Origin of the sequence: Paraburkholderia sp. UCT2 (assembly GCF_014397665.1) — a bacterium.
GTDB classification, from domain to species: Bacteria; Pseudomonadota; Gammaproteobacteria; order Burkholderiales; family Burkholderiaceae; genus Paraburkholderia; species Paraburkholderia tuberum.
Genome location: NZ_VZQO01000001.1, coordinates 166,009 through 190,093, shown reverse-complemented (window position 1 = coordinate 190,093; position 24,085 = coordinate 166,009). Strand labels below are relative to the sequence as shown.

23 protein-coding genes are annotated in these 24,085 nt (G+C 62.1%); 11 read left to right on the top strand and 12 right to left on the bottom strand.

The genetic code is table 11. From position 1 onward, the window contains the following. The first annotated feature begins 2 nt into the window (after window positions 1–2). Window positions 3–1,562 carry an L-arabinose ABC transporter ATP-binding protein AraG gene (araG, locus tag F6X39_RS00900; protein ID WP_187615160.1) on the top strand — a complete coding sequence of 520 codons (1,560 nt, stop codon included), beginning with the start codon at window positions 3–5 and terminating at the stop codon, window positions 1,560–1,562. A gap of 78 nt (window positions 1,563–1,640) precedes the next feature. Beyond that, on the top strand, window positions 1,641–2,645 hold the full coding sequence (gene araH, locus F6X39_RS00895; protein WP_187615159.1) for an L-arabinose ABC transporter permease AraH: 1,005 nt from the start codon (window positions 1,641–1,643) through the stop codon (window positions 2,643–2,645). Window positions 2,646–2,897: 252 nt separating this feature from the next. On the opposite strand, the gene sap1 is transcribed toward araH, so the two are convergent. Then, the gene (sap1, locus tag F6X39_RS00890; protein WP_018418921.1) at window positions 2,898–3,236 is read right to left on the bottom strand and encodes a surface attachment protein Sap1; all 339 of its coding nucleotides are present in this window, start codon (window positions 3,234–3,236) and stop codon (window positions 2,898–2,900) included. 623 nt (window positions 3,237–3,859) lie between these two features. Between sap1 and F6X39_RS00885 the strand changes: the two genes are divergently transcribed. After that, a complete protein-coding gene (locus F6X39_RS00885; RefSeq protein ID WP_090805511.1) occupies window positions 3,860–4,039 on the top strand; it encodes a hypothetical protein in 180 nt (59 codons plus the stop codon). Between the two features lie 204 nt (window positions 4,040–4,243). Here the strand turns inward: F6X39_RS00885 and F6X39_RS00880 are convergent, their stop codons facing one another. Together F6X39_RS00880 and F6X39_RS00875 are read right to left on the bottom strand one after the other, a co-directional pair. Then, window positions 4,244–4,669, bottom strand: coding sequence for an HIT family protein (locus F6X39_RS00880; protein ID WP_184036775.1), 426 nt, complete (start codon window positions 4,667–4,669; stop codon window positions 4,244–4,246). A gap of 102 nt (window positions 4,670–4,771) precedes the next feature. Continuing rightward, the gene (locus F6X39_RS00875; protein WP_187615158.1) at window positions 4,772–5,707 is read right to left on the bottom strand and encodes a GlxA family transcriptional regulator; all 936 of its coding nucleotides are present in this window, start codon (window positions 5,705–5,707) and stop codon (window positions 4,772–4,774) included. Between the two features lie 176 nt (window positions 5,708–5,883). Here F6X39_RS00875 and F6X39_RS00870 point away from each other — a divergent pair, with 176 nt between their 5' ends. Continuing rightward, a complete protein-coding gene (locus F6X39_RS00870; protein WP_187615157.1) occupies window positions 5,884–6,723 on the top strand; it encodes an SDR family NAD(P)-dependent oxidoreductase in 840 nt (279 codons plus the stop codon). Between the two features lie 29 nt (window positions 6,724–6,752). Here F6X39_RS00870 and F6X39_RS00865 read toward each other — a convergent pair whose 3' ends face one another. Beyond that, a complete protein-coding gene (locus F6X39_RS00865; protein ID WP_187615156.1) occupies window positions 6,753–7,868 on the bottom strand; it encodes a diguanylate cyclase in 1,116 nt (371 codons plus the stop codon). A gap of 285 nt (window positions 7,869–8,153) precedes the next feature. Between F6X39_RS00865 and F6X39_RS00860 the strand changes: the two genes are divergently transcribed. Next, window positions 8,154–8,483: an ecotin precursor gene (locus F6X39_RS00860; RefSeq protein ID WP_090802296.1), complete on the top strand. Its 330-nt coding sequence runs from the start codon at window positions 8,154–8,156 to the stop codon at window positions 8,481–8,483. A 99-nt stretch (window positions 8,484–8,582) separates the two neighbouring features. On the opposite strand, the gene F6X39_RS00855 is transcribed toward F6X39_RS00860, so the two are convergent. The 3 genes from F6X39_RS00855 to mnmE form a co-directional block, all read right to left on the bottom strand. Continuing rightward, on the bottom strand, window positions 8,583–8,744 hold the full coding sequence (locus F6X39_RS00855; RefSeq protein ID WP_184036753.1) for a hypothetical protein: 162 nt from the start codon (window positions 8,742–8,744) through the stop codon (window positions 8,583–8,585). A 267-nt stretch (window positions 8,745–9,011) separates the two neighbouring features. Then, on the bottom strand, window positions 9,012–10,181 hold the full coding sequence (locus F6X39_RS00850) for a tyrosine-type recombinase/integrase (RefSeq protein WP_187615155.1): 1,170 nt from the start codon (window positions 10,179–10,181) through the stop codon (window positions 9,012–9,014). Window positions 10,182–10,364: 183 nt separating this feature from the next. Continuing rightward, entirely contained in the window at window positions 10,365–11,759 is a 1,395-nt protein-coding gene (gene mnmE / locus F6X39_RS00845) for a tRNA uridine-5-carboxymethylaminomethyl(34) synthesis GTPase MnmE (RefSeq protein WP_187615154.1), read from the bottom strand. A gap of 382 nt (window positions 11,760–12,141) precedes the next feature. Here mnmE and F6X39_RS00840 point away from each other — a divergent pair, with 382 nt between their 5' ends. Next, on the top strand, window positions 12,142–12,549 hold the full coding sequence (locus F6X39_RS00840) for a helix-turn-helix domain-containing protein (protein ID WP_018418931.1): 408 nt from the start codon (window positions 12,142–12,144) through the stop codon (window positions 12,547–12,549). A gap of 137 nt (window positions 12,550–12,686) precedes the next feature. On the opposite strand, the gene yidC is transcribed toward F6X39_RS00840, so the two are convergent. The 4 genes from yidC to rpmH form a co-directional block, all read right to left on the bottom strand. Beyond that, the gene (gene yidC / locus F6X39_RS00835; RefSeq protein WP_187615153.1) at window positions 12,687–14,345 is read right to left on the bottom strand and encodes a membrane protein insertase YidC; all 1,659 of its coding nucleotides are present in this window, start codon (window positions 14,343–14,345) and stop codon (window positions 12,687–12,689) included. 30 nt (window positions 14,346–14,375) lie between these two features. After that, window positions 14,376–14,606 (bottom strand): membrane protein insertion efficiency factor YidD, encoded by a 231-nt coding sequence (yidD, locus tag F6X39_RS00830; protein WP_167050029.1) that lies wholly within the window; start codon window positions 14,604–14,606, stop codon window positions 14,376–14,378. A 112-nt stretch (window positions 14,607–14,718) separates the two neighbouring features. Further along, window positions 14,719–15,198 (bottom strand): ribonuclease P protein component, encoded by a 480-nt coding sequence (gene rnpA, locus F6X39_RS00825; protein ID WP_410449846.1) that lies wholly within the window; start codon window positions 15,196–15,198, stop codon window positions 14,719–14,721. Window positions 15,199–15,217: 19 nt separating this feature from the next. After that, entirely contained in the window at window positions 15,218–15,352 is a 135-nt protein-coding gene (gene rpmH, locus F6X39_RS00820; protein WP_004198824.1) for a 50S ribosomal protein L34, read from the bottom strand. Window positions 15,353–15,735: 383 nt separating this feature from the next. Here rpmH and dnaA point away from each other — a divergent pair, with 383 nt between their 5' ends. The 5 genes from dnaA to F6X39_RS00795 all read left to right on the top strand — a co-directional run bounded on the left by dnaA (window position 15,736) and on the right by F6X39_RS00795 (window position 23,025). Then, on the top strand, window positions 15,736–17,334 hold the full coding sequence (gene dnaA, locus F6X39_RS00815) for a chromosomal replication initiator protein DnaA (RefSeq protein WP_222945076.1): 1,599 nt from the start codon (window positions 15,736–15,738) through the stop codon (window positions 17,332–17,334). Between the two features lie 531 nt (window positions 17,335–17,865). Then, window positions 17,866–18,969 (top strand): DNA polymerase III subunit beta, encoded by a 1,104-nt coding sequence (gene dnaN, locus F6X39_RS00810; protein WP_187615150.1) that lies wholly within the window; start codon window positions 17,866–17,868, stop codon window positions 18,967–18,969. Window positions 18,970–19,083: 114 nt separating this feature from the next. Then, window positions 19,084–21,555: a DNA topoisomerase (ATP-hydrolyzing) subunit B gene (gene gyrB / locus F6X39_RS00805; protein ID WP_187615149.1), complete on the top strand. Its 2,472-nt coding sequence runs from the start codon at window positions 19,084–19,086 to the stop codon at window positions 21,553–21,555. A gap of 58 nt (window positions 21,556–21,613) precedes the next feature. Continuing rightward, window positions 21,614–21,838, top strand: a complete 225-nt coding sequence (locus tag F6X39_RS00800; RefSeq protein ID WP_187615148.1) for a hypothetical protein — start codon at window positions 21,614–21,616, stop codon at window positions 21,836–21,838. 281 nt (window positions 21,839–22,119) lie between these two features. Then, entirely contained in the window at window positions 22,120–23,025 is a 906-nt protein-coding gene (locus F6X39_RS00795; protein WP_262412443.1) for a dienelactone hydrolase family protein, read from the top strand. 490 nt (window positions 23,026–23,515) lie between these two features. On the opposite strand, the gene F6X39_RS37500 is transcribed toward F6X39_RS00795, so the two are convergent. Then, window positions 23,516–24,013, bottom strand: a complete 498-nt coding sequence (locus F6X39_RS37500) for a GyrI-like domain-containing protein (protein WP_410449842.1) — start codon at window positions 24,011–24,013, stop codon at window positions 23,516–23,518. Between the last annotated feature and the right edge of the window lie 72 nt (window positions 24,014–24,085).

The window sequence follows — 24,085 nt, the reverse complement described above, 5'->3', positions numbered from 1 at the left end:
CGATGACGTCCTTATTCACCGGGTCTGATGCCAGCGAGGCGGCGCTCGCGCCCTCGCCTGCATCGACGCCCGCATCCGACGCCCCCTATCTCCGGCTCGACGGCATCACCGTGCGCTTTCCGGGCGTGCTCGCGCTCGACCAGGTCTCGCTAGAAGTGCGCCGCGGCGAGGTGCACGGCCTGATGGGCGAAAACGGCGCCGGCAAATCGACGCTGCTGAAGGTGCTGTCCGGCGTCAATCATCCTGTCTCGGGCACGTTGTCGCTCGACGGCGTCGAGCAGCAGTTCGCGACGACCAAGGCGGCGATCGCCGCGGGCATCGCGATCATCTATCAGGAACTGCATCTGGTGCCGGAGCTGACGGTCGCCGAGAATCTGATGCTCGGCGCCCTGCCGAATCGCTTCGGCGTACTGGACGAAAAGGCTTTGGTCGCGCGTGCGATGCGCGAGCTCGAACGGCTCGGCGAAAAGCTCGATCCGTCGCAGCAGGTCAAGCATCTGTCGATCGGTCAGCGGCAGATGATCGAAATCGGCAAGGCGCTGATGCGCGACGCGCGCGTGATCGCGTTTGACGAACCGACCAGCTCGCTGTCGTCGCGCGAAACCACGCAACTGTTCCGCATCATCCGCGCGCTGAAGGCCGAAGGCCGCGCAATCATCTACGTCACGCACCGGATGGATGAAGTCTACGAACTGTGCGATCGCGTCACCGTGTTTCGCGACGGCCGCCGCATCGACACCTTCGAGGCCGGCGCGGGACTCGACCGCGATCGGCTGATCAGCTGCATGGTGGGCCGCTCGATCACCGATGTGTACGGCTATCGCGCGCGCGAGCACGGCGACGTGCAGCTTCAGGTCGACGGCCTGATGGGACCGGGCCTGCGCGAACCGGCATCGTTTTCGGCGCGCAAGGGCGAGATCGTCGGCTTCTTCGGGCTCGTCGGCGCGGGCCGCTCCGAGCTGATGAAGCTGATCTACGGCGCGGTCAAGCCGAGCGCCGGCGAGGTCGCGCTGAAGGGCAAGCGCGTGCAGTTCGCCACGCCGCGCGACGCGGTGCGCGCCGGTGTCGCGCTGTGTCCCGAGGATCGCAAGCAGGAAGGCATCGTGTCGATCGCGTCGGTGTCGGACAACCTGAACATCAGCTGCCGCCGCCACTTCAGCCGCTTCAACGTGCTCAACGGCCGCAAGGAAGCGCAGACCACGCGTGAATTCATCGGCAAGCTCGCGATCAAGACGCGCAACGGCGACACGCCGATCGGCACGCTGTCCGGCGGCAATCAGCAGAAGGTGATCCTGTCGCGCTGGCTCGCCGAAGAGATCGACGTGTTCCTGATGGACGAGCCGACGCGCGGCATCGACGTCGGGGCGCGCAGCGAGATCTATGCGCTGCTGTATGGGCTCGCCGAGGCGGGCCGCACGGTCATCGTCGTGTCGAGCGATCTCGCCGAGGTGATCGGCGTGACCGATCGCGTGATCGTGATGAAGGAAGGCCGCATCGTCGGCGATCTGCCGAAGGCGCAGGCCACGCCGGATGCGCTGATCAAGCTGGCATTGCCGCGCTGATCGCCCAACGGATCGCGCCACCAACCAGACCCCCTACCGAATACCGCAACGAAAACGGCATTGAATGGAACAGACATCATGAATACACCTTCCACCGATTCCTCGACCCCCGCCGTCGCCTCCGTGGGCTTGACCGCGCGCGCCGCGCGCACCTGGGACCTGATCAACAAATCCGGCATCGTGATGGTGTTCGTCATCCTGTTCGCGGTGCTGTCGCTCACGGTCCCAGACTTTCTGAGCACGCGCAATATCCAGGGCCTGCTGCTGTCGGTCACGCTGATCGGCTCGATCTCCGTCACGATGATGTTCGTGCTCGCGCTCGGCGAGGTGGACCTGTCGGTGGCGTCGATCGTCGCGTTTTCGGGCGTGGTGGCTTCCGTGCTGATCACCGCGACGCACAGCGTGTTAGTCGGCATCACGGCCGGCGTGCTCGCGGGCGGCGCGGTCGGGCTCGTCAACGGCACGCTGGTGGCGCGCTACAAGATCAACTCGCTGATCGTCACGCTCGCGATGATGGAGGTCGTGCGCGGCCTCGCGTACATCACGTCGAACGGCGACGCGGTGATGATCTCCGAGGAGCGCTTCTTCGACCTCGGCGGCGGCTCGTTCCTCGGCATTTCTTATCCGATCTGGAGCAACATCGTCGGCTTCGTTCTGTTCGGCTTCCTGCTGAAAAAGACCGTGTTCGGCAAGAACGTGCTGGCCGTCGGCGGCAATAGCGAAGCGGCTGTGCTCGCGGGGCTGCCCGTCACGCGGATCAAGATCACCGTGTTCGTGCTGCAAGGCCTCGTGACCGGCTTCGCGGGCGTGATGCTCGCGTCGCGCATGAGCCTCGGCGATCCGAAGACGTCGGTCGGGCTCGAACTCGGCGTGATTTCCGCGTGCGTGCTCGGAGGTGTGTCGCTGACGGGCGGTGTCGCGACGATCTCCGGCGTGCTGGTCGGCGTGCTGATCATGGGCTCGGTGCAGGACGCCATGAGCCTGCTGAACGTACCGACGTTCTATCAGTATCTGATTCGCGGCGGCATCCTGCTGCTCGCGGTTCTGTTCGACCAGTTCCGTCGCAGCAAGCGCGTGCACTGACGCGCCGTTGCTCGTGGCCGGTTTCCTGCGCTTTGCGAGAAGGCGTACTGCCGATGCGGGTCGATAAAACCCGCATCGGCTTTTTTATTGCAGGTGAAGCCTGGCAAGTATCAAAAGCAATAAAAAACGGCTTGGCATCGGAATGCCCAAGCCGTCTCTTTTAGCTCACGCGCTCACGCCTGCGACTTTTAAAGCCGCAGCGGATACGCATGCGACCGTATTCCGGCTTTTGCCGGAATACCGGTGTTGTACTTATTGCTTGATGAATCGGTCGTTCGCCCAGAGCCCCTCGGTATCGCTATTGGCTGAATTCACGAACTCGACGTCGTGGCCGACTACGCGCACCACGCGGAAACTCGAGTCGGTCGGAGTCGACACGCATTGATATCCGGAGAAGAATTCCTGCATCTGCTGCTGTTCACCGGCTTGCGCGTGGTGATCGGCGGCATCGAGCTTGTCCTTCGATACGCAGCCATAGGCATTGGCCTTGAACTGGATCGTTTGCTGCGGCTTGATCACGACGTCTTGCGCCTGAACGCTAGCGGCAGCCAAACCCGCGATGGCGAAAACAACGGCAATTCGAGTTTTCATTCGTTCCTCCGGGGCGGGCCGAAAAAAATCTCGGTTAGCTATGTATTTAACTTTAACGGTGGACCCGCATCTCGCACTTTAGGAGAACCGATGAGAACGACAAGCACATCTTGTGTGCGATCGCAACAGTGGCGAATTGTCGCACCTGCTGTCGAAGCTGATTAAAGCTTGAGCACACGCCCGACTGAATGGCAATGAAATGAATAACTAAAAATCCACTCCCGCACACGGCTTAGCTGGTAAAGCTTTGTGCACGCATTCACGTAAACGCGTAGCGTCAATTAAGCGATTTAATACAATTTAATCAATGGGTTTGTGCATCGCACACAAAGTCATTCCACAGGCAAAAGCTGCGATGCGCAATAACGGGGCAAGTGCAGAAAATAAACAGTGCCAGCCGTCTCTCACGGGCTTTGGTGAAACGCTTGCAACGCGCCATTGCCGAAAAGGCATGAAAAAAAGCCGCGCGGCGCAAAGCCGCGTGGACAGGCGAGGGGGGCGCGATCGCAGTGCGATGTACCCTTCGCGTGCGGCCTGAATCCAGGTGGATCTTCGTCGAGCCCATATGCGGGTACAGGCGGTGCTCTACAATGAAAACGAATCTCCTGCACCCGGAGGCTATCGTGAACGAGCACGTAATACTCGGGATTTTTCTGGTCGTTCCGCTGCTGATCGTCATGTTTCTTTTTTCCGACGAACTGTGGCAGGAGCATCGAGACCTGCACGACGGACGGCCGTTGCGAGCGCGTCGCCGACGCATCGACTGGCGGCATCCGCTACGCCGTTCGCGCGAGCGGCTCTGAGATTGCGAAGCGGGTCCCCAAAGAAAAAAAGCCTGCCACAGGGGCAGGCTGAAAAAAGAGATCCACACTCAATGCCTTGAACACAAGGCAATAGCAGTCTAGTCGCGACGCGCCAATCGGTGGTTTCAACGGCTTTTACAGTTGTTACCGGGCGTGACCGTAATGCGGGGCGCGACGTTGCGTCGGCAGGCCTCGCGTCGCGCTTCAGTGGGCGCGCCAGTGCGCGCGAATCTGTTTGGCGAGCGCTTCGAGCGTGTCCGGATCGGCGATCTCGCGCGCATGCAGCTTCAGCGGTTGGCCTTCCCAGCGCGGAATCACGTGGAAATGGACGTGCGGCACTGTCTGTCCCGCCGCCGCGCCGTTGAACTGGCCGATGAACACGCCGTCAGGACGCAGTGCCGCGCGCACCGCGATCGCGAGCTTTTGCGCCATGCGCGTCGACGCGACGAGCGCCGCATCCGACAGATCGAAAATTTCCGCGACCGCTTCCTTCGGCACGACGAGCAGATGGCCGTCGGCCTGCGGCATCAAGTCCATGAAAGCCAGCGCCTGGTCGTTTTCGGCCACCTTGATGCACGGTAGTTCGCCGCGCAAGATTTTGGCGAACGGGTTGCTGTCGTTGTAGCTCATCGCGTTTCCTTTCATTTGGGCTGGGTTCGATTCACGGGTCGAGCGGGGTACTGATTTTCGCGTAGCTTCGCTCCGCGGGTTTCCTATTCTCTACCCGAACGCTTACGCCACGCGTGCGGCACGCCGGATCGCTTGAGGTGGCTGGCCGAACGCGCGCAAAAACGCGCGCCGCATCCGCTCGGGGTCGATGAAGCCAGTGTCGGCTGCGACGGTTTCGATCGAATGACGGCCGGTTTCGAGCATCGTGCGAGCCGCTTCGACACGCAGCGCCTCGATCGCGCGGGCCGGCGACTGGCGCGTCTCGTCGCGAAACGCGCGGCTGAACTGGCGCGGGCTCAGATGCGCGACGTCGGCGAGCTGCTCGACGGTCAGCGGCTCGCGCAGATGGCTCTTCGCATACGACAGCGCGTTCTGGATCCGATCGGATTTCGGTTCGAGATCGAGCATCGCGGAGTACTGCGATTGCCCGCCGGTGCGCCGGTGATAGACCACGAGCTTCTTCGCGATCGCGCGCGAAACCGCGACACCGAGGTCGTTCTCGACGAGCGCGAGGCACAGATCGATACACGCGGTCATGCCGGCCGACGTCCACACCGAGCCGTCGACGATGAAGATGCGGTCCTCGTCGACCCGCGCGCGCGGAAAGCGCCGTTGCAAATCGCGCGCATGCGCCCAGTGCGTAGTCGCGTGGCGGCCGTCGAGGATGCCCGCTTCGGCGAGCACGAACGCGCCGGTGCAGATGCTCGCGGTGCGGCGCGAGGCGGCGAGGGCGTCGTTCAGAAACGCGAGCAGCCCCGGCGACGACGGCGCGATCTCCATCGCGCCGGTGACGATCACCGTGTCGTAGGCGGGATCGCCGAACGGGCGCGTCGCGACCTCGACGCCCGCCGAGCTGCGCACCATGCCGCCGTGCTCGGAGATCACCGTGACGTCGTACGCGGGCTCGCCGGTGTCCTGATTGGCGAGTTCGAAAATCGATACCGCGACCATGTCGAGGATCTGAAAGCCCGGAAAGACCACCACGCCGATGCGTTTCATTTGCGATGTCCGGAAACGAGGGAAATACGACATTTGAGACAAAACAGTACGCGCCTAAACTCAGCTCGTCAACCCCCGCCGTATCAGCGCAAATGCCGCCAGGCGGCGAGTTCACGGATGTTCCCATTCACCGGACAGGGCGGCCGCATCATGCGCAGCCCGCAAGGAGAGCTTCAATGGCAACGCAGGCAGACAAGGGCGTACAAGGCAATTCGAACGAAGGCAAGGGTACGGCGGTGGTCACGGGCGCATCGTCGGGTATCGGCGCGGTCTACGCGGACCGGCTCGCGCGACGCGGCTACGACCTGCTGCTGATCGCGCGCGACGGCGCACGCCTCAGCAGCCTCGCCGACCGGCTGACGAAGGAAACCGGCCGCCGCGTGAGCACCGTCAGCGCCGATCTGACCGACAAGGCCGACGTGCGCCGCATCGAGAACCAGTTGCGCGCCGAGCGCGGCATCACGATGCTGATCAACAACGCGGGCGTCGGCGCGACCGCGACGCTGCTCGACTCCGACATCGATGAACTCGAGCAGATGATCGAGCTGAACGTGACCTCGCTCACGCGCCTGACGGCGGCGGTGTTGCCGGGCTTTATCGCGCGCGGCGCCGGTACGGTGATCAATATCTCGTCGATCGTCGCGCTGGCGCCGGAATTGTTGAACGGCACCTATAGCGGCACCAAGGCCTACGTGTTGAACCTCACGCAGTCGCTGCATCACGAGGTGGGCGGCAAGGGCGTGCGGCTGCAGGCGGTGCTGCCGGGCGCGACGAGCACCGCGTTCTGGGATCGCGCGGGTCTCGCGGTCGAGAACCTGCCTTCGCAGATCGTGATGAGCGCCGAGGACATGGTCGACGCGGCGCTTGCCGGTCTCGACCAGGGCGAGCTGGTGACGATCCCGTCGTTGCCCGATGCCGCCGACTGGGAGCGTCTGAACAGCGCGCGTTTGCATCTGCAGCCGAATCTGTCGCGCAGCGCGCCGGCCGAGCGCTATACGCGCGCCGTGGCCGCGTAAGCCGAAGGTTGAGGAGGGCGGCGCCAGACTCAGCCGCTCACGGCCACCTGATTCCTGCCGTCGTGTTTCGCGCGATACAGGCCGACGCCGGCGGCCTCGATCAGCGTCGTGACCGGTTCGGCGGCCGACGGCACCACCATCGCCGCGCCGATGCTGATCGTGACGACGCCCTCTGCCGAGCCCGCATGGGTGATCGCGCGGTCTTCGACCGCGATGCGGATTTTCTCCGCGAGCAGGCGCAAGCCGCCCGCCGACGTGTCCGGCACGACCACCGCGAACTCCTCGCCGCCGAAGCGCGCGGCGAGATCCAGTGAATGGCCGAGGCATGCTTCGATCGTATGCGCGACGCTCTTCAGCACTTCGTCGCCGGCGACGTGCCCATAGGTGTCGTTGTAGGCCTTGAAGTGATCGACGTCGATCATCAGGAGGCCGAGGCCGGTCTTGTCGCGGGTGCCGCGGTGCCATTCGGCGGCCAGGTACTGGTCGAGGTAGCGGCGGTTCGACAGGCCGGTCAGACCGTCCGAATGCGTGAGCCGCTGCAACTCCAGATTCGTCGCCAGCAGTTGCCGCTGAGATTGCCGCAGCGCGCGGTACGCCTCGTCGCGTTGCAGCAGGTGTAGATACGCGCGCGAGTGATAGCGGATGCGCGCTATCAGCTCGATGCGGTCGGGCAGCTTCACGAGGTAGTCGCTCGAACCGGCCGCGAACGCCGCGCTTTTGACGAGCGGCTCTTCGTTGGTCGACAGCACGACGATCGGGATGTCGCGAGTGGCGGCATTCAGCCGGTATTGCCGCACCAGCGTCAGACCGTCGGTGCCCGGCATCACGAGATCTTGCAGGATCACCGTCGCGCGCGTTTCTTCGGCGCAGTGCACCGCGTCTTCCCATGACGCGCAGTAGCGAAAGTCGATGCCCGGCTCGTCGGCGAGCGCCTCGCGCACCCCCTCGGCGATGACCGCCTGGTCGCCGACCAGCAGCACCGTGATCGGGCACTCGGCCGCCGGCGGGTCGGCGAGCATGCGAGCGAGCGCGTCGTCGCTGGCGAGACTGGGCGCATCCTCCGCGACGAGCGCGTGCGCCTGCGCGTTCGCGTCGTCTGCGGGATGCAGCGTTGCGGCGTTCTGGGGCGGTTTAGAGGTATCCATGTGGTTCGGCCAGGATGAAGTTCAGGGAGGGCACGTCAGCTTGCGGGGAGGCGAGGCGCTCGTTGACCACTGCCATTGGTCAGATAATAGTCGGCGCGCGCATCAAGGCCAGCGCGGCGATCTTCCCCGCGATGCCTGGATGAAAAGCAGCGCAATGCCTTGGGTGGGTTAACGCGTCCAACGTTATGCACCTGTTACAGAGTTAATCTCCGGTTACCAACTGCAGCATCTATTTCCGCGCGCGCCGGCGACAATTCGTCCATGCCTGAACGGCGGGAGCTCAATATGAAAAAGATCGCAGTGGCGTTGGTAATGGCGGGTAGTTTGACGGTGGCGGGCCAGGCGTCCGCGCACGGACACGGCGGCGATGTGGTGGGTGCGCTGATTGGCGGCGCGGTGCTGGGCGCGGTGGTCACCTCGGCGTTGACGCCGGCGCCGGTGGTCGCGTATCCGCAGCCGGTCTACGCCGAGCCCGCGTACCAGCCCGCGCCGGCTTACGTGGCACCGCCGCCCGGATATTGCTACGACCAGTATCAGCGCGCATATGTCGCGTGCGGCGCACCGCCGCCCGGACAGTACGGCTATGCGCAACCGCAACCCGAGCCGCAGTGGTGAGCGCGGCCAGGCTCTGATGCGCGGATGATTCAGCCGAACAACGCGCAGACAAAAAGGCCGTCGCCCAATGCGACGGCCTTTTTCCATTTGAGGCACGGCTTAATGCTTGTGATGCAGCCACTCCGCGTAATGCGTGTCGAGCCAGCGCTCGAGCCTGGGCGGCCTGGACGGGTCGCGGTGACGCGACATCATCCAGATGGCAAGGCCGACCACCAGCATGACGGCGGGCCCCATCAGATAAGCGAGCATTGATTCAGGCATCGGAACCTCCGTATCGGCTTGCATCCATCTCTCAGTGTAGGCGAAGGAAGCGGGGAAAGAACGACGATGTCAAACGGTCCAGAGAAGCGAAAAAAGGCGCATTTGCGCCCGGTTTGGAAACCTGTTTTTTTGATGAATTTTCCTTTATTTGCTTAGGGTCTGGGCGAGGTCGCATTAGCCTGTGTACCATCCTGTTACCGGCCTGACGGCAAGCGTCACATGGCGCCAAAACCCATGACAATGCCGTCAAGCCGTCCCGTTCGCCGTCTACCGCGCGACTTCCATCTGGCTATCGACAAAGTCCGCCCAACTCTGAAGCATGCGACGCTGCCACGCCGCTTCGTCGGTTGCTTCACGCTTCGCGATGTCGCCCCCCGCAGCTGTTTGCTGTTCCATGTCGCGCAGATGCGACGACGCGGTGCGACGAAAGTCGTGGAGCACGAAATGCTCCACGTCGAGCCCCAATGCCTTGACTGCCTGGTTCAGCGTGCTTTTCGCGATCGGCCGATCGTCGCCCCTGACGCTCGGGAACACGAACGTCTCGCTGGTGCGCCCGCGCCGCAGCTCGCGCAGCAGCGCAACCGCCTGACGCGGCAGACGGACGACGCGGTCCTCGCGCGCGTTCAGGCGCGCGGCGGGGATCGTCCACAGCGCGTCGTCGAGATCGAACTCGACCCATGTCGATTCGACGAGGTCCGCTTTGCGTGCCATCGTCAGCACCAGCAGATGCAGCGCGAGCTTCAGCGGACGGCGGATATTGGATGTGTCGATCGTGCGCAGCATGACACCGATCTCGGCGCCGGACAGCACGCGGGTGCGGCTGTCGAAGGTCGCGATCGAGCGCGCCGGTACGACTTCCGCGGGATTGCCGGTCGCGAGCTGGCGCGCGATCAGGTATGCGTACAGGCGCTTCACGACGTTGCGCGTGTGCAGCGCCATTTTCGGCGAGCCGCGGCTTTTGATGCGCTCGCAGATCGCGACGACGTCGTCAGCGGTGACCGCGCCGATCGGCTTGTTGCCGATCGCGGGCAGCACGTCCTTGTCGAGCGCGCGCCGCGTGGTGCGGCGATATTCATCCGACTTGCCGGCCAGCGCCGTCGCGAGATAAAGCTCGGCCGCTTCGCGCAGCACGTCGGCCTTGCTCTCGGCACCGCGATCGCGCCGCGCGGTGGCGACCGGCGAGATGCCCTGCGCGACGAGCGCTGCGTACCTCTGCGCCTTCGCGCGTGCGACGCGCAGCGAAATCATCCGGTAATCGCCGATGGTCGCGAGCGGCTGACGCTTGCCGTCCAACGTATAGCGGAAGCGCCAGACCTTGGTGCCGGTCGTCATGACCTCGATCACGAGGCCGTTGCCGTCGGCGACGCAGTAGCGGGTCGCGCGCGGTTCGAGCGCGCGGATCTCGGATTCGGTGAGCGGGGTGGCGAGGCGGGGCATGCTTTGGGGACGCTGTACGTTTAGGCTCGGACAGCTGGATTCTAAACCTTTGCCCGGTTGTGTACCAAAAATCCGGCGGGTTTTTGGTCGACGGAGTGCGATTTTCGCGTGTGCGGCAGCGGCGCCGATCCCGCCGCGAGAGCCTATATGACGGCCGCATTGCGGCGACGCACAAGTTCGGCGTTACTTACCGATACAGAATCGGCTGAAAATCACGCCGAGCAGATCGTCCGAACTGAACTCACCGGTGATCGAGTTCAGTTGATCCTGCGCGAGCCGCAATTCCTCGGCGAACAGATCGAGCGCCTGCGCGTTCTGCTCCGCATGCACGGCGGCGGTCGCCAGATGCTCGTCGGCCGCGCGCAACGCGATCAGGTGCCGCTCGCGCGCGAGATAGACGCTCTCCGCGCCCGCCTGCCAGCCGGCAATCCGCAGCAGTTCGTCGCGCAGCAGCGCGACGCCGTCACCCTTCTTCGCCGACAGCCGCACCTCGCTAAGTTCGAGGTCGGCGTCGAGCGCCTGCGTCGCGGGCGCGAGCCCTGTCAGGTCGGTCTTGTTCAGCACGCGGACGACGGGCACGCCGCGCGGAAAGCGTCCGGCGATCGTTTCGTCGCCGGCCGTCATTCCGGCGCGCGCGTCGAGCAGATGCAGCACCACGTCCGCGCGCTCGATCTCGCCCCACGTGCGCTCGATGCCGATCTTCTCGACCTCGTCCTCGGTCTCGCGCAGGCCGGCCGTGTCGATCACGTGCAGGGGGATGCCTTCGATCTGGATCGTCTGCGCGACCTTGTCGCGCGTGGTGCCGGCGATCGGCGTGACGATCGCGAGTTCGGCGCCGGCGAGCGCATTCAGCAACGACGACTTGCCGACGTTCGGCTGCCCCGCCAGCACGACCGACAAACCTTCGCGCAGCAACGCGCCCTGGCGCGCCTCGCTCAGCACGTGCGCGAGACGCTCGCGTATGCGCACGAGCTTGCCGCGCGCGTCGGCGGCTTCGAGGAAGTCGATTTCCTCTTCCGGGAAGTCGAGCGTCGCTTCGACCAGCATCCGCAGCGTGATCACCTCTTCGACCAGCGCGTGGATGTCACGCGAGAACGCGCCGTCGAGCGAGCGGCCGGCCGAACGCGCGGCGGCCTCGGTGCTTGCCTCGATCAGATCGGCGACGGCCTCGGCCTGCGCGAGGTCGAGCTTGTCGTTCAGAAACGCGCGACGCGTGAATTCGCCGGGCTCGGCGAGCCGTAGACCGAACGCGCGGCCGGCGTCGATGCAGCGCTGCAGGACCAATTGCAGCACGACCGGGCCGCCATGGCCTTGCAGTTCAAGCACGTGCTCGCCGGTGTACGAGTGCGGCGCCGGAAAGTACAGCGCGATGCCGCGATCGAGCGGATTGCCGCTCGTGTCGAGAAACGGCACGTAGCTCGCGCGCCGCGCCGCGAGCGTCTGGCCGGTGAGGGCCTGCATCAACGGCTGGGCCGCCGCCGCGCCAGCGCGGCCGAACGAAATCCGCACGACGCCGATGCCTCCCCGGCCGGGCGCGGTAGCAATGGCAACGATGGAATCGGAGTCGGTCGTGAGCATGTGAAGTCGGGCGAAACGGGAGGGGAAGGGCAGGGCCGCGTCGGTCGAGCCGGCGCGAGGCATTGTAACGCGCGCGCCTCGCACGGAAGGGCTGGCGACAAGGACGCGAAGCGGATGACGTGCCCGTTCGCCCCTATCGGTTGAACAACTCGGATTTATCCCAATTAAGCTAGGATTATTACCGCGCTACTTAGGAATTATTGAGACTCGGCAGGAACTGCAGTTCAGGCAAAGCCAAGCCTGGCAGTCGAGAGATGAAAAAAATCAAATTCGCGCAATGCGTTATGGGGCGCGCGCTGCAAGCTAAAACTATCTCAAATAAGAGAAAACAAAGCTTGATCGGTTGTCAACTGGCTGAACTCCGAATTGCACAATCTGGCCCATGCCGACCGACAAAGAAAAAGCCGCCTTCGCCAAGAGGCTGAAGGATCTGCTGGAGCCGCTGAAAATCCGCGGCGGGACCAAACTCGCCGAGCAATTCAATCTTCGCTATTACGGCGAGCGGCCCGTGACGCCCCAGACCGCACACAAATGGCTGACTGGCACGACGATCCCGAAGCCGGACAAGTTGCGCACGCTCGCCGAATGGTTGAACGTCAAGGAGCACTGGCTCCATTACGGACCACCGCCCGGCGCCAGCGCACGACCGATGGCACGTGGCGAAAAATATCCGCCGACACCCGAAACGATCGAACTCGCTTCGAAGATCGCATCGTTGACCCCGAAGGACCGGAATCTGGTCGAGGAAATGATCGTGCGTTTTTACGGCGAAGATTCCGACGAAGAGTGAACGACGAAACTCAAGCGCAGCCGCCCGCCGCATTTCCTTCAACCGCACCATAAAAAAAGCCGCCCGGTTCGCACCGGGCGGCTTTTCGTTTTGAGCTTGCGTCACGGCGGCCCTGCGGGCCACCACCGGACGGAACCTCAGGCCGGCTTCGCCTTCGAGCTGCCCATCATCCGCGTGATGTAGTACTGCTGCGCGATCGACAGCACGTTGTTCACGACGTAGTACAACACGAGACCCGCGGGGAAGAAGAAGAACATCACCGAGAACGCGATCGGCATGAACATCATCATCTTCGCCTGGACTGGGTCCGGCGGCGTCGGGTTCAAGCGGGTCTGCAGGAACATCGACACGGCCATCAGGATCGGCAGGATGAAGTACGGGTCCTGCTGCGACAGATCCTGAATCCATAGAATCCACGGCGCGCCGCGCATTTCCACCGACGACAGCAACACCCAGTACAGCGAGATGAACACGGGGATCTGGATCACAACCGGCAGACAGCCGCCGAACGGATTGACCTTCTCGGTCTTGTACAGCTCCATCAGCGCCGCGTTCATCTTCTGCGGATCGCCCTTGAAACGCTCGCGCAGCGCCTGCATGCGCGGCGTGATCGCCTTCATGCGCGCCATCGACTTGTAGCTCGCGGCCGACAGCGGGAAGAACACCGCCTTGATCAGCACCGTGAGCAGCACGATCGACCAGCCCCAGTTGCCGACATAGCTGTGGATCTTCGACAGCAGCCAGAACAGCGGCTTCGCGATGATCGTGACCCAGCCGTAGTCCTTCACCAGATCGAGACCCGGCGCGATACCTGCGAGCATCTTTTCTTCTTCCGGACCGGCGAACAGACGCGCGGACACGCTGACGGTCTGGCCCGGTTGAATGGTCGGCAAAGCCTCCTTCATGCCGACGCGATACAGCGACGGATCGATCTTCTCGGCGTAGAACTCGCGCTTCACGCCTTCCTGCGGAATCCAGGCCGACGCGAAGTAGTGCTGGACCATCGCGACCCAGCCGTCGTTGGCCGACGTCGCGAAGTTTTGCTTGTTCTTGTCGAGATCGCTGAACGTCATCTTCTGGAAGTGATGCTCGTTCGTGTAGACAGCCGGTCCGATGAACGTGTGCGAGAAGCGTGGCGTTTCGACCGGCTGGTCGTCGCGCACGAGTTCCATATAGAGCTGCGGCGTCACCGGCGTGGTGCCGACGTTCTGGACCTTCGTCTCGACGCCGATCACGTAGCTGCCGCGCGTGAACGTATACGTCTTGATGACCCGGAGGCCGCCCTTTTCCGGTGACTCGAAGCTCATCTGGAACGAGTTCTGGCCGTCGGCCAGATGGGTCGGCTGATTCGGCATCAGCGTAAAGATGTCGTTGTGATTCGGGAAGTCACCGCCGAGCAGGCCAGTGCGCGCCAGATACGTGTGATTGTTCGTTTTGTCGAACAGCGTGATCACGAGATCCGGCTGCTTGCCGTCGCCCTGCTTGACGAGCGACAGGCGCGACAATGTGGCACCGCGGGTGTCGATTTCGCCGCTATAGACGTCGGTGCCGAACTTCACGGGCTGCGATTGCTCGGCCGCTGGCGCGTTGCCCGGCGCGGCCGCGTTGGTGGTCGGCAGATCGGCCGGCTGGGTGCCCGGTGTCGTGGTGCCCGGCGCGGCGCTGCCGGCGGTCTGGGTCGGCGTCGTGCTCGGGAAGAACATCGACGGGCGTCCGTGGTCGCGTTGCCAGTTGTCGAACAGCATGACAGCTGACATGAAAAAGATGACCCATAGGACGGTGCGTTTGATATCCATGCGTTGTCTCAGTGTCGATGGAACGGCGCGTCAGCGCTTTTCAGAGGTGGGTGGCGGGACGAGATCGATGCCGCCCGCGGAAAACGGGTGGCAGCGGCAAACACGCCTCACGGCGAGATAAGTCCCGCGCGCGGCGCCATGATACTGGATTGCCTCGCGCGCGTAATCAGAGCAGGAAGGGTAAAAACGGCACCGGTTGCCGAGCATGGGGCTCACGGCAAGCTTGTAAAAGCGCAATAAAGCGAAGAGTACCGTTTGCATGGCAGGTGCGGCCGTACGGCGCCGCGCAACGTGAAGTACAGGACGACGCCCGCGCTCTGAAGCTGCCGGCGCAACGCCCGTTGCGGCGACCGTGGTGCGGGCGGTCACTGCGTCATTCCGTCCTGGGCGCCTCCGCGGGCGGCGCCTGACGACGGGTAATTTCGCGCGCTGCCTTGTCGAGCAGCGCCTCGATTTCGCTGCGGCACAGCGACTTCAACGGCGACGACGACGCGCTCGGCAAAGCTTTTTTGTCGAAACGCGCGTGTAGACGCAGCAGCACATCCCAACCGCCGAATTCCGCGCGACGCAGCCGGAAGGCTTCGCGCGCGATCCGGCGCACCAGATTCCGCGTAGCCGCGCGCGGCGCATACTTCTTACCGATCACGAGGCCAAGACGCGCCTCGTTGCCGGTGGGCCGGCCGTACACGACGAAGTGTGCGGTACGGCGCCACGGCCGCAAACGAAAAACGGATGAAAATTCATCCGTTTTTAGCAGCCTTGCGGCTTTGGGGAAGGCGGCTTGCGCTCGCAACGGAACCGAGCCCGGTTGCTGCGCCCCGGCCGCTCCCGCTTCGCCGCGGGTTTCGGTCACAGCGCGCAATCCGCTTGCCTTAGATCGCGAGGCGCTTGCGGCCCTTCGCGCGACGTGCGTTGATGACCTTGCGGCCGCCAGCGGTCTTCATGCGAACGCGGAAGCCATGGGTGCGCTTGCGACGGGTAACGGAAGGTTGGTAAGTACGTTTCATGTTGCTCTCACTTGATCGAAAAAAACCGCGCGATCATCGCTGAAAGCGCAATGGCCGGTGGTTTACTGAAATTGGTTTTCGCGGAACCCGCTATTTAAACTGGTTTTCCGTTGGTCGTCAATAGTTTAGCCGTCGTCTGGCGCAGCCGGGGGTTGCCGGACCAAGCGATCGGTCCCTGTGGATAACTCACTTTCGGGTTCGTTTTGGCGTTAGAATCTCGCCTTACTTCCCAAAAATGTTGCACGCCGCTCCGGCACGCTTGTCCCGCAGACCGTTGTGGCACAGGCGCCTGGGGCCGTTACGCCTGGCTGCTCAGGGCCTTGTTGCGCGTCCGCGACAGGGGCAGCGGCGACCGCCGTGCACACCATAACGATAGCAACTTGATGAACGAATTCTGGCAACACTGTTCCGCATTGCTGGAGCGTGAGCTTACGCCCCAGCAGTACGTGACGTGGATCAAACCCTTGGCCCCGGTCGCCTTCGACGCCGATGCGAACACGTTGAGCATTGCCGCGCCGAACCGCTTCAAGCTCGACTGGGTCAAGAGCCAGTTCTCCGGCCGCATCGCGGATATGGCCCGCGATTTCTGGCATGCGCCGGTGGACGTGCAATTCGTATTGGATCCGAAGGCCGGCATGCGTAGCCCAACGGCCGCGGCGCCGGCTCCGTCGTCGGCACGCCCGGCTTCGGCCGCGCCGCAGGGCGGTAATGCCGGCGGCGTCGCGGCCGTCCATGCGGCTGTCGGCGCCGTGCACGCCGCGCATGCCGCGCGCGCGAATCCCGCAGCCGCGGCTGCGGCGCTCGCAGCGCAAAACGCGAATTCGCGCAGCGCCGCCGAAGACGTCGCAGACCTCGATCTGCCGAGCCTGGACGCGAACGAAGCCGCCGCCGGACGTCGCACGTGGCGCCCAGGCCAAGGCGTGGGCGCGACGGCATCCAGCGAGAGCGACTCGATGTACGAGCGCTCGAAGCTGAACCCCGTGCTGACCTTCGACAACTTCGTGACCGGTAAGGCGAATCAGCTCGCGCGCGCCGCGGCGATCCAGGTCGCCGACAACCCCGGCATTTCGTATAACCCGCTGTTCCTGTACGGTGGCGTGGGCCTCGGCAAGACACACCTGATCCATGCTATCGGAAATCAGTTGCTGATGGACAAACCCGGCGCGCGGATTCGCTACATCCACGCGGAACAGTACGTGTCCGATGTCGTGAAGGCGTACCAGCGCAAGGCGTTCGACGACTTCAAGCGCTACTACCACTCGCTCGATCTGCTGCTGATCGACGATATTCAGTTCTTTTCGGGCAAGTCGCGCACGCAGGAGGAATTCTTCTACGCTTTTGAGGCGCTGGTCGCCAACAAGGCGCAAGTGATCATCACGAGCGATACGTATCCGAAGGAAATCTCGGGTATCGACGATCGCCTGATCTCGCGCTTCGACTCCGGCCTGACGGTGGCGATCGAGCCGCCCGAACTCGAAATGCGCGTCGCGATTCTGATGCGCAAGGCGCAATCGGAGTTCGTGAGCCTGAATGAGGACGTCGCGTTCTTCGTCGCGAAGCATCTCCGCTCGAACGTGCGCGAGCTCGAGGGCGCGCTGCGCAAGATCCTCGCGTATTCGAAGTTCCACGGCCGCGAAATCACGATCGAACTGACCAAGGAAGCGCTGAAAGACCTGCTGACGGTGCAGAACCGGCAGATTTCGGTGGAAAACATCCAGAAAACGGTCGCCGACTTCTACAGCATCAAGGTCGCGGACATGTATTCGAAGAAGCGTCCGGCGAACATCGCGCGGCCGCGGCAGATCGCGATGTACCTGGCGAAGGAATTGACGCAGAAGAGTCTGCCGGAAATCGGCGAGCTTTTCGGCGGGCGCGACCACACGACGGTGCTGCACGCGGTGCGCAAGATCGCCGACGAGCGCAGCAAGGACGCGCAGCTGAATCACGAACTGCACGTGCTGGAGCAGACGCTGAAGGGCTAAACGGGCTGGCCGCACGCGACCGTGAAACGGACGTCGGCGGCAGGAAACGCTGGAAGCGGCCACGCAGTGGTTTGAATGAGGCCGCGAAAACGCTGTAAATCGAGAAACGGGCAGGGGACCCCACAACCCGGCGGCGCTGTCGGGTCCGAACGGGAAATGACAAGGAACGCGACGGTAAGCGGGCAGAAGCGATGTAAAAAGCGCGGCAAACCCGTGACGAATTTGCGGCGCAACCGGCCAGAAGTGGCGGAACAACGAGCCTGCGAACCGGTAGCGCCGCGCAGCGGCGCGACAAGTCGGCGGCAGCCCGGACCACGCCGTACAAAATCGACCTGTTTATTCCCGAACTCGCCCCCATTTTAGTGAGGCGGTCCCGTTTTCAGGCACAATACAGGTTTAACCGCCCGGCGGCGACGGGCGGATTTCACGCCGTGTCGGGCGCTTTTCAGGGCGCCGGCGGGGAGCCGTGGCTGCGCGCTGAAAAGCTTGTCCCGTAAGGCGTGCAGGCCGTTATATCAACGAAGGAACCCTATGCAACTGGTCAAGACCGAACGCGACAACCTCCTCAGGCCGCTGCAAACCGTGAGCGGCATCGTCGAACGCCGCCATACGTTGCCGATCCTCGCCAATTTGCTGATCACCAAGAACGGTCCTGACGTATCGTTCCTGTCGACCGACCTGGAGTTGCAGATCACCACGCGCGCCGATTTCGGCGTGGGCGGCGATTCGGTCGCGACCACGGTGGCGGCGCGCAAGCTCCTCGACATTCTGCGCGCGATGCCTGACGGCCAGGTCACGCTGACGCTGAACGACAAGCGTCTGACCGTGCAATCCGGCAAGAGCCGCTTTGCGCTGCAGACGCTCGCCGCGGACGAATTCCCGACCGTCGCTCAGGCCAAAGACTACGGCGCGAGCTTGGTGGTTCCTCAAAAGACGTTCCGCCAGCTGCTCGGCATGGTCCATTTCTCGATGGCCCAGCAGGACATCCGCTACTACCTGAACGGCATGCTGCTGGTGGTGGACGGCGATCAGCTGATGGCGGTCGCGACCGACGGTCACCGTCTCGCGTTCTCGTCGATGAAGATCGAGGGCTCCTTCGCGCGCCACGAAGTGATCATTCCGCGCAAGACGATTCTCGAACTGCAGCGCCTGCTCGAAGACATCGACGACACGCTGAAGATTGACATCGCGCAGACGCAGGTCAAGTTCACGTTCGGTCAGGTTGAACTCGTGTCGAAGCTCGTGGAAGGCAAGTTCCCCGACTTCCAGCGCGTGATTCCGAAGTCGCACCAGAACAAATTCCAGATTGGCCGCGAAGAACTGCAGCGTTCGCTGCAACGCGCGGCGATTCTGACGTCGGATAAGTTCAAGGGCGTGCGCTGCATCGTCGAGCCGGGCCAGTTGAAGATCATGTCGACCAACGCCGATCAGGAAGAGGCGCAGGAAGAACTGGAAATCGCATACGACGGCGACAGCGTCGATATCGGGTTCAACGTCACGTATCTGCTCGACGTGCTCGCGAATTTGAAGGTCGACATGCTGCAGGTGAGCCTGGGTGATGCCAGCTCCAGCGCGTTGATCACGATTCCCGAGAACGACGAATTCAAGTACGTGGTGATGCCGATGCGCATCTGACGCGTCCAACATCAAGAAGAACACCAAGGGGCGCAGCGCCCCTTTGGCGTTTTTATGGCGTTTTGAAAAGTCCAGAGCAGCAACCTTGCAGTAACGCAGAACCGGAAAAAATCCATGACTGAAACGAACAATACGCAGCCCGATAACAGCTACGGCGCCTCGTCCATCCAGATCCTCGAAGGTCTGGAAGCCGTGCGCAAGCGGCCTGGGATGTACATCGGGGATACATCGGATGGCACCGGTTTGCACCACCTCGTGTTCGAAGTGCTCGACAACTCGATCGACGAAGCGCTCGCCGGCCATTGCAACGACATCCAGGTGATCATCCACGCGGACAACTCCGTGTCGATCACCGACAACGGCCGCGGCGTGCCGACCGGCCTCAAGATGGACGACAAGCACGATCCGAAGCGCAGCGCCGCCGAAATCGTGATGACCGAGCTGCACGCCGGCGGCAAGTTCGACCAGAACAGCTACAAGGTGTCGGGCGGCCTGCACGGCGTGGGCGTGTCGTGCGTGAACGCGCTGTCGGCGTGGTTGCGCCTCACCGTGCGCCGCGACGGCAAGAAGCACTTCATGGAATTCCACCGTGGTGTGCCGCAGAACCGCGTGCTCGAAGAGATCGACGGCGTGACCACGTCGCCGATACAGGTGATCGGCGACACCGAAAACCGCGGCACCGAAGTGCATTTCATGGCCGATGAAAAGATTTTCGGCAATGTTGAATACCACTACGACATTCTCGCGAAGCGGATTCGTGAGCTTTCGTTCCTCAATAACGGTGTGCGGATTCGATTGGTGGATCAGCGCTCGGGTAAGGAAGAGGATTTCGCGTTCGTCGGCGGCGTGAAGGGTTTTGTCGAGTACATCAACAAGAACAAGTCCGTGCTGCACCCGAACATCTTCCACATCATGGGCGAGAAGGATAGTGTGGGCGTCGAAGTGGCGATGCAGTGGAACGACAGCTACAACGAAAACGTGCTGTGCTTCACGAACAACATTCCGCAGCGCGATGGCGGCACGCACCTTACCGGTCTGCGTGCGGCGATGACGCGCGTGCTGAACAAGTACATCGCCGATCACGAAGTCGCGAAGAAGGCGAAGGTCGAAACGTCGGGCGATGACATGCGTGAAGGGCTGTCGTGCGTGCTGTCGGTGAAGGTGCCGGAGCCGAAGTTCAGCTCGCAGACGAAGGACAAGCTGGTGTCGTCGGAAGTGCGCGCGCCGGTGGAAGAAGTGGTCGCAAAGGCGCTCGAGGAATTCCTGCTCGAGACGCCGGGCGACGCGAAGATCATCTGCGGCAAGATCGTCGATGCGGCGCGTGCCCGCGATGCGGCGCGCAAGGCGCGTGAGATGACGCGCCGTAAGGGCGTGCTCGATGGTGTCGGTTTGCCCGGCAAGCTCGCGGATTGCCAGGAGAAGGATCCGGCGAAGTCGGAGATTTATATCGTCGAGGGTGACTCGGCGGGTGGGTCGGCGAAGCAGGGGCGTGATCGGAAGTTTCAGGCTATCTTGCCGCTGCGCGGCAAGGTGCTGAACGTCGAGAAGGCGCGCTACGACAAGCTGCTTTCTTCCGAGCAGATCGTTACGCTGATTACCGCGCTTGGCTGCGGGATCGGCAAGGAAGATTACAACCTCGACAAGCTGCGCTATCACCGCATCATCATCATGACCGATGCTGACGTCGATGGCGCGCACATCCGGACGCTGTTGTTGACGTTCTTCTATCGGCAGATGCCGGAGATGATCGAGCGCGGGTATATCTATATCGCGCAGCCGCCGCTTTACAAGATCAAGGCGGGGAAGGATGAGCGGTATCTGAAGGATGAGTCGGAAGTCAACGCTCATATTCTTCGGCTCGCGTTGCAGGGGTCGGAGTTGGTGGCTTCTGAAGGTGCGACTCCGATTACCGGGGATGCGTTGGGTGAGTTGGCTCGGGCTTATCTGTTGGCGCAGGCAGTGGTTGATCGGTTGAGTCGGCTGTATGACGCTGGTGCGCTCGAGGCGGTGATGGATGGCGTCGTTATCGACCTCTCCAGCGAGCAGGCGGCCGAAGCTTCGGCTCGCGCGCTTGAGGCGAAGCTGCGGGATGATGCGCTGAAGCCGGAAGTGCGCGTTACGACGATGTATGACCCTGTGCGGGAGCTGCGCTCGCTGCGCGTCGCGCGGACGCATCATGGGAATCAGAAGATTTCTGTGATCGATGAAGAGTTTCAGTTGACTGCGGATTATCAGCAGCTTGTGACGACCGCTAATACGTTCAAGGGGTTGATTGGCTCTGGCGCTGTGATCAAGCGTGGGGAGCGGAGTATGGCTGTCACCGACTTTAAGAGTGCGATGAAGTGGCTGCTGGCTGATGCTGAGAGGAATATGTCCAAGCAGCGCTATAAAGGCCTCGGGGAGATGAATCCGGAGCAGCTTTGGGAGACGACTATGGATCCTGCGGTGCGGCGTCTTCTTCGGGTGCAGATTGAGGATGCTATTGCTGCTGATGGCATCTTTACTACGCTCATGGGGGATGATGTGGAGCCGCGCAGGGCCTTTATTGAGTCGAATGCGTTGAGGGCGGGGAATATCGACGTTTGAGGGTGTATGTAGGTAGACGCATAACCTGAGAAAAACGGGCCCGTAAGTTGAGAAACTTATGGGTCTTTTTATTAATAGTCAGGCTGATGAACAATACTTCGACGTGCTGATACTGCTTGAGCTTTTCTTCCTGCTCGCCGAGTCGACATTCAGGCCAAACAGCTGTTGGTGGCTTTCTTCGAGTTTTTGCTCCTCTCCCGCTCAGGAATCAACCTGGGGGCGGCGAAGTGAAATGGGCGCCACGCTCGCGCGCCGACCGCGCTCGGCGATTCCGGACGGCTAAAGGCGACTCGAATCCTCGACTTTCTGGACATGCGCGACCCGGCGAATCGATAAAGTGTCTGCCGTCTGCCGTCTGCCGTCTGCCGTCACCGTCTGTCGTATCACGACAATTCTGTCATTTGCATTGCATTCCTGCCCGGACCGCCTATAACGCTGCATAAATAACTCTGTCCGTACTCATGGGAGACGGCCATGTTCGCAAGTGTGAGAGGCTTGCCGTTCCTTTTGCTAGTCCTTGTGCTCCTTTGCATTCCGCGCGTCTCCTACGCGCAGGTGGCGCGAATGGAAGTCATTCCATTCGAGTCGATGACGCTTACAGACGAGCAATTTCTGGCCGGAAGCGAAGACGGCAAGCGCGTGACGATAGCCGGTGAATTGCGGCTGCCTCGATCCGGGACCGACAGGCTGCCCGCCGTCATACTGCTGCACCCGTCTGGGGGTATCGGCGGCCAGATAACGGACTGGGAGCAGTGGTTCCTGTCCTTGGGCGTTGCCACTTTCGTTGTCGACAGTTTCACGAGCCGAGGCATAGAAAACACAATCAATGACCAGAGTCAGCTTGGCAGACTCGCCCAGACAGAAGACGCGTATCGCGCGCTCAGCCTTATTTCCAAAAACCCTCATGTCGAGGCGAGCCGCGTGATGCTAATGGGCTTTTCCCGTGGAGGGCAAGACACGCTCTACGCGAGCATGGTGCGCTTCCAGAAAGCGCATGCCGATGCGTCCACTCCAGGATTTGCAGCCTATGTTCCGCTTTACCCGGACTGCAGTGCCCACTACCTCGATGACGACAACGTATCAAAGGCTCCCATTCGCATATTCCATGGAAGTGCAGACAACTATGACCCGGTCGCGCCTTGCAAAGCCTATGTGGAACGGCTGAAAGCCAAGGGGGCGGACGTAGAGCTGACCGAGTTTGCCGGGGTTAATCATATTTTCGATGCGCGCGCCTTCGCACATCCAACCCCCCTGCCGAAAGCGCAAACAGTGCGCAATTGTGCATGGGAAGAACACAGTGCGGGACAATTGCTTAACGTCAAAAGCAACCTGCCATTCTCATATGCGGACCCCTGTGTCGAACGGGGCGTGACAATCGGGTACGACGAGAGCGCGACGGAGCAAACGAAGAAGGCAATAGCCAACTTGGTTACCACTACGCTCAAGCCGACACCGACACGTGCCCCGTAATTCCGTTGAGACTGGCGGGAACAGCATTGCTTTGGGCTGTTACGTAAAACGCGCGGAGATTTGCTTTCTGCGCGAACGGGGCGCCACTATTCAGTTGCCGCTAACGAGATCTTCAAAAAATGGCCTTTCACTCGAGGCCACTTATCCACATCCCCCTTTGGACAACTTTTGTAAAAACAGCCGAACACATTGTGGGCGAAACCTTGATAAATGCGCCGCGTTAACCGGTCGGCTAAAACTTCTCCCTGGCTCCGTTAACCTGTCCGCCCGCGCTCCCAAGGGTTATCGATTCTGCAGCGCGTTGATCCGTAAACGAATTTCCACGTTATCCACAGCCGAACGCCCCACTTGTTAACTATTACTACGTATACATATATAAAGACTATAAAAACCGGAGAAGCACGCCGAAACACGCGCAACGTATACGCACATAACGACAGCAACATCGCAGGACGCAGAACCAGCGAGCACCAACGCAGCCACCCACACCTCACCCCAACGGCAAACAAATCTCCGTAACCAACTCCGCAGGCGCAGTCTCCTTGGGACTGTTCAAATACTCCTCAAACACCGGCGCATCCGCTGCCTCCCTCCCAGACTGCACGAGCCAGGTCCCGTACAACCACTCATAAGCCGCTCGCATATCGCTATACGGCCCAACATGCCGTAACACCGCATATTCCCCACCGCGTATACGCGTGGCAGAAACCGCCCCACCCATCCCAACGGCCGAAGCCACTTCAGCCATCACAGGCCCCGGCAACAACACACCCGCCTTCGACCGCAACGCCTTCTCCTCGACCACTCCCGGATCATCGAAGTAAACCCCGATCATCCGCATCTGCGCCTCCAGCAGATTATGTTTCGCAAGCCACCCCAACAAAGCATCAAAAGCCTTTCCGATCTGCATATAAGGTCCGACATGATCGACCGACAAAATCTCCATCGGCTCCACATAACGAATCACGACCTCACGAATCATCGTCATCTGATCGTCTCCTGAAAGCGCCGGACGAAACCGGCTATGCGTGCCTTGCCTGCGATACTGCGCCGGCGGCAC

Bases quoted from the DNA above. Each gene is read 5' to 3' on its own strand.
- araG (WP_187615160.1), top strand. From the start codon at position 3: ATGACGTCCTTATTCACCGGGTCTGATGCCAGCGAGGCGGCGCTCGCG.
- araH (WP_187615159.1), top strand. From the start codon at position 1,641: ATGAATACACCTTCCACCGATTCCTCGACCCCCGCCGTCGCCTCCGTG.
- sap1 (WP_018418921.1), bottom strand. From the start codon at position 3,236: ATGAAAACTCGAATTGCCGTTGTTTTCGCCATCGCGGGTTTGGCTGCC.
- F6X39_RS00880 (WP_184036775.1), bottom strand. From the start codon at position 4,669: ATGAGCTACAACGACAGCAACCCGTTCGCCAAAATCTTGCGCGGCGAA.
- F6X39_RS00875 (WP_187615158.1), bottom strand. From the start codon at position 5,707: ATGAAACGCATCGGCGTGGTGGTCTTTCCGGGCTTTCAGATCCTCGAC.
- F6X39_RS00870 (WP_187615157.1), top strand. From the start codon at position 5,884: ATGGCAACGCAGGCAGACAAGGGCGTACAAGGCAATTCGAACGAAGGC.
- F6X39_RS00865 (WP_187615156.1), bottom strand. From the start codon at position 7,868: ATGGATACCTCTAAACCGCCCCAGAACGCCGCAACGCTGCATCCCGCA.
- F6X39_RS00860 (WP_090802296.1), top strand. From the start codon at position 8,154: ATGAAAAAGATCGCAGTGGCGTTGGTAATGGCGGGTAGTTTGACGGTG.
- F6X39_RS00855 (WP_184036753.1), bottom strand. From the start codon at position 8,744: ATGCCTGAATCAATGCTCGCTTATCTGATGGGGCCCGCCGTCATGCTG.
- F6X39_RS00850 (WP_187615155.1), bottom strand. From the start codon at position 10,181: ATGCCCCGCCTCGCCACCCCGCTCACCGAATCCGAGATCCGCGCGCTC.
- mnmE (WP_187615154.1), bottom strand. From the start codon at position 11,759: ATGCTCACGACCGACTCCGATTCCATCGTTGCCATTGCTACCGCGCCC.
- F6X39_RS00840 (WP_018418931.1), top strand. From the start codon at position 12,142: ATGCCGACCGACAAAGAAAAAGCCGCCTTCGCCAAGAGGCTGAAGGAT.
- yidC (WP_187615153.1), bottom strand. From the start codon at position 14,345: ATGGATATCAAACGCACCGTCCTATGGGTCATCTTTTTCATGTCAGCT.
- yidD (WP_167050029.1), bottom strand. From the start codon at position 14,606: ATGCAAACGGTACTCTTCGCTTTATTGCGCTTTTACAAGCTTGCCGTG.
- rpmH (WP_004198824.1), bottom strand. From the start codon at position 15,352: ATGAAACGTACTTACCAACCTTCCGTTACCCGTCGCAAGCGCACCCAT.
- dnaA (WP_222945076.1), top strand. From the start codon at position 15,736: ATGAACGAATTCTGGCAACACTGTTCCGCATTGCTGGAGCGTGAGCTT.
- dnaN (WP_187615150.1), top strand. From the start codon at position 17,866: ATGCAACTGGTCAAGACCGAACGCGACAACCTCCTCAGGCCGCTGCAA.
- gyrB (WP_187615149.1), top strand. From the start codon at position 19,084: ATGACTGAAACGAACAATACGCAGCCCGATAACAGCTACGGCGCCTCG.
- F6X39_RS00800 (WP_187615148.1), top strand. From the start codon at position 21,614: ATGGGTCTTTTTATTAATAGTCAGGCTGATGAACAATACTTCGACGTG.
- F6X39_RS00795 (WP_262412443.1), top strand. From the start codon at position 22,120: ATGGAAGTCATTCCATTCGAGTCGATGACGCTTACAGACGAGCAATTT.
- F6X39_RS37500 (WP_410449842.1), bottom strand. From the start codon at position 24,013: ATGACGATGATTCGTGAGGTCGTGATTCGTTATGTGGAGCCGATGGAG.